The organism is Streptomyces sp. SBT349, from assembly GCF_001083795.1.
In the GTDB taxonomy this organism is placed as follows: domain Bacteria; phylum Actinomycetota; class Actinomycetes; order Streptomycetales; family Streptomycetaceae; genus Streptomyces.
Genome location: NZ_LAVK01000377.1, coordinates 1 through 7017 on the forward strand (window position 1 = coordinate 1; position 7017 = coordinate 7017).

Genomic DNA, 7017 nt, shown 5'->3' on the forward strand with positions numbered 1-7017 from the left:
GGCCCGCCGCACCGGGGCGCGGCTGACGGCGAGCCTCGGCGGCGCGGCGGCGGGTCCGCCCGGGGCGCCCGGAGCGCCGGCGACGCCCGCACCCCCGGGCCCGTCGGTCGGCTCCGTCGGCGTCGGCGCCCGCACCGGGACCACGACCGGTGCCTGGGCGGCGGCGCGGCCGCGTTCGGCCTCCGGGACGGCCCGGGAGCCAGGCGGCCGGGCGACGGCGTGCACCAGGCCGGAGGGGGCCAGAGGGGTGACGAGATGTCCCAGCTCTGAGCGGAACGTCGGCGCCTGGTGGGTGGGCAGCCGGTCGGTGAAGCCGAGCGGGTCGGTCACCAGCACCTGGTCGGCGATCGCGCGCCGTAACGGCGGGACGGCCCGCCACGCGCCGTCCCCCGCCGACGCGTTCGGCGTGTCCGGCGTGTCCGGTGCGTCCGGCGTACCGGACGGGGCGACGCGGGTCGGCGCGCCGGGGGCGAGGTCGCTCCCGGGGCGCCCGGAGCGCCGGCGACGCAGGCGTTGCCGCAGTCCCACGGCCGTCACTCACCTCCGTTGACACGTGTGTTGATCCGGGCGATCTCCCGCACCCACCGGACGCGTTCGGCATGGGTCAGGTCGTAGATCTGCTCCCGCGGCCAGTGGAAGTGGTAGGCGATGTACGCGGTCTCCTCGTAGAGACGGTCGGCCGCGTACGTCACGATTCCCCCAGGCGCCCACCCGCCAGGTCGACCTCGAAGGCGGAGTCGCACTCCGGGCAGGTGACCGCCGCCCGGGTGTGGCCCTCGGCGTTGATCCGCTGGTAGAAGTCCTGGAGGAAGGCGAGGTCCGAGGCGAAGAACCTCTCCACCACGCCGCCGTGGACATCGGTGACCGTGCCGATCCTGGTGATCACCAGGCCGAGCAGCACCACCGACAGGTAGGCCGGGTTCTCCTTCACCCGCAGGTCGGCCAGGGGCAGGAGCTCGTCGCGGGCGGTGGCCAGGCGCATGGCGCCGCGCCGGTGCACGGTTCCCGACTCGTCCACGTAGCCGCGCGGCAGCTCGAACTCGAACTCCGTCCTGATGCGTTCGGCCGGGGCCGCCGCGGGCGGGCCGGCCGGCTCCCCCTGGAACGGGTTCGGGGCCGGGGGAGCGGGGGGGGAGGCGCTGCGTCGCATCAGTTGAACTCGATGTCCTCGAAGACGATGGTGACCCGCTCCGTCGCCGCCTGGGGGTCGCCCGCCTTGAGCTCGGGCCCCTCCCACTTCTGCGCCCAGGCGTTCTTGAGGTTGATCGTCCGGTCCTGGCCACCCTTGGCGTCGGTGAAGATGATGCTCAGCTGCTGGCGGGCCGCGTCGACGTCGCCGCGCTGGAACGTCTCCTTGATCCACTCGGTGAAGTCGCTGGCCTGGTCCATGCCCCGGGTGATGGTGACCTCGCCGCCCTTGCGCGCGCCGGGCAGCTTCCGGATCAGCAACTGGCCCTGCGCGGTGACCTGGACGACATCGATGGTGTCCAGCTCCATCGACAGGCCGCTGACCTGCTGGACGGTCTCCACCTGGATGCCACCGAGCTGGACCTTGAATGTGTGGGTGGCGAGTGCGTCACCGCTCTCCTGTGCCATCTGCCGCTACCTTTCCGCGATGCCGGGGTGGGGAGTCACTCGTTGACGAGGCTGGTGCTGTCGGAGAACTGGGCCAGCCGGAAGATCACGAACTCGGCGGGCTTCACGGGGCAGACGCCGATCTCGCAGATCACCTGGCCGGTGTCGATGGTCTGCGGCGAGTTCGTCTCCGCGTCGCACTTGACGTAGTACGCCTCGCCCGGGGTGGCGCCGAAGAGGGCCCCGCGCCGCCACTCCTCCATCAGGAAGGCGGAGATGTTGCGGCGGATCGTGCTCCACAGGTACTCGTCGTTGGGCTCGAAGACGACCCACTGGGTCCCCAGCAGGACCGACTCCTCCAGGTAGTTGAACAGCCGCCGGACGTTGACGTACTTCCAGGCGGGGTCCGAGGACAGGGTGCGCGCGCCCCAGATGCGGATGCCGCGCCCGGGGAAGGCGCGGATGCAGTTGACGCCGATGGGGTTGAGCAGGTCCTGCTCACCCTTGGTGACGGTGGTCTGGAGATCCACGGCGCCGCGCACCACCTCGTTGGCCGGCGCCTTGTGCACCCCGCGCTCGGTGTCGTTCCTCGACCACACGCCGAGGACATGGCCGCTCGGCGGCACGAGGCGGTGCTGCCCCGAGGCCGGGTCGAAGACCTTGATCCACGGGTAGTACAGCGCGGCGTACTTGGAGTCGAACCCCGCGCCCTCCTGACGCCACTGGCGCACCTGGCGCGGCGTCAGGTCGGGCGGCGGGTCCAGCACGGCCAGCCGGTCGCCCATCAGCTCGCAGTGGGTGATCATGGCGAGCTGAACGGTCTTCACCGCCTCCTCGTCGAGCAGGCCCGACTGGTGGGCGGCCATCAGGTCGGGCACGGCCAGCATGGTGATCTCGTCGATCGCCTCCAGCGCGCCGAACCCGGTGCGGTCCTCGGCCACCCCGATGTACTCCTCCGGGCCGATCACCGCCGGCAGCGCCGCGCCCGCGCCGGGCGGCGGATCGGGCAGCGACACGCTCTGCGCCTGGGGGCGCGTCAGCGCGCTCGCGGGGGCGCCCTCCGCGACCACGATCAGCGAGGACTTCTCCCGCACCTGCCCGACCACGTAGTTCTTCGTGGACTTCTTCGCCGAGACGTCGAACCGCTCGGCCTCCCGGCCGCCCTGCCGGACGACGAGGGTGAAACGGTCCTCGGGAGCGTTCTCCCCGGCCGGGTCGATCACCTCGACGTCCAGCTCGGATCCCGAGCCCGGCCGCGCGGCCACCGTGAACGTGCCCAGGGCCACCGGCTCCCCGGCGGGCAGCTCCTTGGCCCGGCCGCCGGCCGCGCCCGCCCGCTCGCCCCGGTCGCCGACGCGGATGACATAGGCGATGCCGCCGCCGTTGGCGAAGAAACCGTAGACCGCGAGGGCCAGGTAGCCGCCGTCGACGAACTCCCCGAAGGCCTGGGTGAACTGGGTCCAGTTCGTCACCAGCGTCGGCGTGTGGAAGGGCCCCTTCTCGGCGAAGCCCACGAAGGCCGCGACGGAGGTGCCGACCGACTCGATCGGCCGTGGCCCGCCCGGCGCCTCCTCCACGTAGACGCCCGGCGACAGATACGACGGCATTCCTGCTCCTCTTCCGCTTCCGGGGTGGCTCCGGTCCGCTCGGCAGCCTCGCGCACCCCGTGCGTCCCGAACCATGACTGCTGGGCACCGGTCTGGGGCAGCGAGATGTGCCCTATGGGGCATCCGACCCGTCCGGCGGGAGGACGGCGTAGGGGGCGAACTCGTCCGCCAGGACGAGCCGTCCGAGCTTGCGGTACTCCCGCTGCACGGCGACCACGAGGTCCGCCGTGCGCAGCGGGCGATGGGCCGCCGCCGCCGCGTAGGCCGCGGTCACCGCGCAGGCCCTGATCGACCCTCCGGCCAGCTCGAACCGGGAGCAGAGGTCCAGGTCCAGACCCTCCTCCCGGGGCACGGCCGGACCCAGGCAGCGGTCCCACAGCGAACGGCGGCGTGGGGCGTCCGGCAGGGGGAAGTCCACGATCACGTCGAGTCTGCGGGTGAACGCCTCGTCGAGGTTGGCCCGCAGGTTGGTGGTGAGCACGGCGATGCCGTCGAAGCGTTCCATCCGCTGGAGCAGGTAGGCGCTCTCCAGGTTGGCGTACCGGTCGTGGGCGTCCTTGACCTCGGAGCGCTTGCCGAAGACGGCGTCCGCCTCGTCGAAGAGCAGCACGCCGTTGACCCCGGCCGCCTCGGTGAAGATCCGTTCGAGGTTCTTCTCCGTCTCGCCGACGTACTTGTCCACCACCGAGGAGAGATCCACCACGTACAGGTCGAGGCCCAGGTCGGCCGCGAGCACCTCGGCGGACATCGTCTTGCCGGTGCCCGAGTCGCCGGCGAACAGCGCCATCACGCCGCGCCCGCGCCCGCCGCCGGGGCGCATCCGCCAGTCACCGAGCACCAGGTCCCGGTGGCGGGCGCGCAGCGCCAGTTCGGTGAGCTGCGCGGCGGTGTCCTCCCCCAGCACCAGGTCGGGCCAGCCGACGGCCGGCTCCACCCGGCGCGCCAGCACTTCGAGACCGGCGGCGTTCTGCGCCCGCACCCCGGCGCGCAGATGCCGCGACGTCACCGGCCCGCCGCCTTCGAGCAGCGCCTGCCGCCGGGCGGCCCCGGCCGCCCGGCGGACCTGGTCGGGGCCCAGCAGGAACGGGGCGAGCTCGGCGGCCGGCTCGACGCCGGGCGCCGGCTCCGCGCCGTCCAGCGCCTCCCGCCACAGAGCGGCCCGCTCGTCGAGGCCGAGCTGGGGGGCGGTCAGGAGCAGGGGACTCTCGTCGGCCCACAGCGGGTCCCAGCCACCCCCGCCGGTCAGCAGCACCGGAACGGGCAACGCGGCGAGTCCGCGCAGCAGCCGGGACGGTGCCCCGCCCGACCGGAGCGCCTCCACGGGGCCCGCCACCAGCCCGGCGCCCAGCAGCCGGGCCTCCCTGACCAGGGCCCGCAGGGCCGTGCCGGGGGCCGGTTCGGCGGCGAGCGCCGCGAGGTCGACGCCGAGCGCGGCCCGGCCGCAGGCGGCCAGGGCGCCGGCCGCGAGGGAGGCCGCGCCGCCGCCGGACCGCTCCCGCACATAGACCAGCCGCACACCGGCCGCCAGCGCGGCGCCCAGCCGGGTGGCCGCCGGCGACGGCAGCGCGTCGGGCCGGCCGACCAGCCCCCGCAGCCGGGGGTCGACCCCCGTGTCGCCCAGCAGGTAGGCGGTGACCCGATCGGGCACCCGCAGCGAGCGGGAGAGGAAGGGCCGGTCGTCCTCCTCGACCAGCAGCAGCCCGCTGTCCACCAGCGGCGCTCCGGGGGCGAGCCGGGCGCGGACGGCGGCGTCCAGGGGCGTGGCGCCGACGAGTTCGAGGGCGAGCCCGATGCCGGCCCGGCGCCGGGTGACGTCGTCGTTCAGGTAGCCGTACAGCTTCTCGAACCGGCCGTCGACGTCCGGGAGCAGGGCGACCAGCAGGAGTTCCACGTCGAGCGGCGTCAGCGCGAAGCCGCGGGCCAGCGCCCTCAGGGGCAGGCGCGCTCCCGCCGACTCGGCCTCGTCGGCGCGGGACTCGGCGTCGTCGGGCGGGTCGGCCCGCCCTTCCGGGCCGCCGGGACCCGACTCCGCCCCGGGGGCGGCGAGGAACCGGTCCACCGCCTCCTCCGACAGGTACAGCCCGCGCATGGGGTCGTCCGGCCACGGGTCGGTGCCGCGCCGCGCGTCGACGGCGCGCCGCACCCGCCGCTCGGTCCGGCGCAGGCGCGCGGCGAGGTGCAGGCGTGCGGTGGAGGGCGCGGCGGAGGGTGCGGTGGTGGGTGCCTTGGCGGGAAGCGGCGCGGCCCCGGCCGGCGCGGGGCCGCCGGCGACGACGGTCACCCGGGCACCGGCCCGGACGGCCCGCGCCGCGCCGCCCCGCCGCGCACCCTGCGCACCCCGACCGGCAGGGCGCCGCCGGGTGCCTGCGGGGCGTCGTCGTAACGGGGACGCCGGGTCTCGTCGCGCCCCGTCGCCTCCCGGGCCGCGCCCGGTGCCGTCGGCGTCCGGCCGCTGCCGGTGCCGTCGGCGTCCGCGGTGCCCGGGGCGCCCGTCGCGTCGAGGGCGCGCAGCAGCAGCGCGTCCGTCACCGGAGGCGCCGTCGCCACGCGGCCGGTGGACATGGGAGCGGTGACGACCAGGTCGAGGGACGGCTTCAACTCCCCGCCGAGGGCGCTCCACACGTCCGCCAGGGCCCGGCCGTCGCCGGGCGGCAGGGCGATGGTGTAGGGGACGGCGAGGCCGAGCGCCGCCAGGGAGCCGGTGAGGCGGTCCCCGGGCAGCACCGTTCGGCGCAGCAGGCCCGCGAGCAGCACGGACAGCAGCCGGTGCTCGTCCTGGGACCGCTTGGTCCAGGCGGTGACGAGGTAGGACAGCGTGAACCAGCGGGGCGGCCCGTGCACCGCGACCGTCGTGCCGTCCGCGTCGTGCTCGGCTATCCGCCCCTCCTGCCGGTGGGCCACCGCCTCGCGGATGTCGTAGAGGAAGAGGTTGATGGTGGGCGCGTTGCGCCGGGCCGCCCAGGCGGTGGTGGGCGCCTCGAAGACGACGTCCACGCCGGTGCCGGGCAGCACGTCGTCGGTGAGCAGCCCCTGGAGGGTCTCGTCCACCTCGTGGATCACCGGATCCCGCCTCCTCCTGACCGGACGTTCCGCCGTGACGCGCTTCCCGGACCGTTCCCGCTAGAACCGCCTGCTGTCGAACAGCGGCGGATCCGGCGTCTGGTCCACCACCAGGAAGGGCGTCGTCAGCGGGGAGAACGGGAGAACGCCGGTGTCACCGGCGGCCGCCGCGGTGATGGTGCGGGCGCCGATGGCGTCCCCCGGCAGGATCAGCAGCTGCGCCGTGAAGGTGCCGTCGGCCGCCGGGACGGCCGGGCGGGCGGCGGCGGTGATGCCGGGTGACCAGGTGATCTCGACCGGCACGCCGGGCGGGAAGTCCGTGCCCCGGACGCTGGTCACGAACCCCGGGGAGCCGATGTCGGGCAGCGCCTCGATGCGTGGTCGCAGCACGCGGACGGACGTCTCCGCGTCGTTGTTGCCGGACACGGCGTCGGAGCCGGTCGCCGTGAGCGAGCCGGAGAAGTCCAGGGGGCCCGCCTCGTCGGGGGTGAGGACCACCCGGAGCGCCGTCGACGCCCCCGGGGCCAGCTCGCCGACCGCGCACCGCAGCTCCGCGTCGCACGCCTGGGGCGTGCTCTCCACGGGGACGCCCGCGGGCAGCGTGAGCTGGACCGTCGTCCCGGCCGCCGCGCGGTCACCGTCGTTGGCCACCTCGAACGCGACCGTGAGCCCACCCCCCACGTATGCGGGGTCGGGGGTGGCCGTGACCGACAGCGCGGGGTCGGCCTCCTCCGGGTCTCCCGGCGGGGGGGGGGGAGGGGGCGGGTCCGCCGGA

The 7017-nt window shown here is 75.1% G+C and carries 6 protein-coding genes and 2 pseudogenes; all 8 read right to left on the minus strand.

All coding sequences use genetic code 11. The annotated features are described in order from the left end of the window. Positions 1-528: pseudogene (locus ADY01_RS41410) on the minus strand (hypothetical protein); the annotation flags it as partial. Between the two features lie 5 nt (positions 529-533). After that, on the minus strand, positions 534-692 hold the full coding sequence (locus ADY01_RS40015) for a DUF6760 family protein (RefSeq protein WP_199826347.1): 159 nt from the start codon (positions 690-692) through the stop codon (positions 534-536). Further along, positions 689-1150, minus strand: a complete 462-nt coding sequence (locus ADY01_RS30485) for a hypothetical protein (RefSeq protein WP_049579912.1) — start codon at positions 1148-1150, stop codon at positions 689-691. The genes ADY01_RS40015 and ADY01_RS30485 overlap by 4 nt, the downstream gene beginning before the upstream one ends. Further along, positions 1150-1596: a phage tail protein gene (locus ADY01_RS30490; protein WP_049579914.1), complete on the minus strand. Its 447-nt coding sequence runs from the start codon at positions 1594-1596 to the stop codon at positions 1150-1152. Before ADY01_RS30490 ends, ADY01_RS30485 begins: the two co-directional genes overlap by 1 nt. 35 nt (positions 1597-1631) lie before the next feature. Beyond that, on the minus strand, positions 1632-3182 hold the full coding sequence (locus ADY01_RS30495) for a phage tail sheath family protein (protein ID WP_049579916.1): 1551 nt from the start codon (positions 3180-3182) through the stop codon (positions 1632-1634). Positions 3183-3294: 112 nt separating this feature from the next. Beyond that, positions 3295-5463, minus strand: a complete 2169-nt coding sequence (locus tag ADY01_RS30500) for an ATP-binding protein (RefSeq protein ID WP_420715757.1) — start codon at positions 5461-5463, stop codon at positions 3295-3297. Continuing rightward, the gene (locus ADY01_RS30505) at positions 5460-6242 is read right to left on the minus strand and encodes a DUF4255 domain-containing protein (protein ID WP_063784419.1); all 783 of its coding nucleotides are present in this window, start codon (positions 6240-6242) and stop codon (positions 5460-5462) included. Before ADY01_RS30505 ends, ADY01_RS30500 begins: the two co-directional genes overlap by 4 nt. Before the next feature lie 60 nt (positions 6243-6302). Then, positions 6303-7017 (minus strand): annotated as a pseudogene (locus ADY01_RS30510) (DUF11 domain-containing protein); the annotation flags it as partial.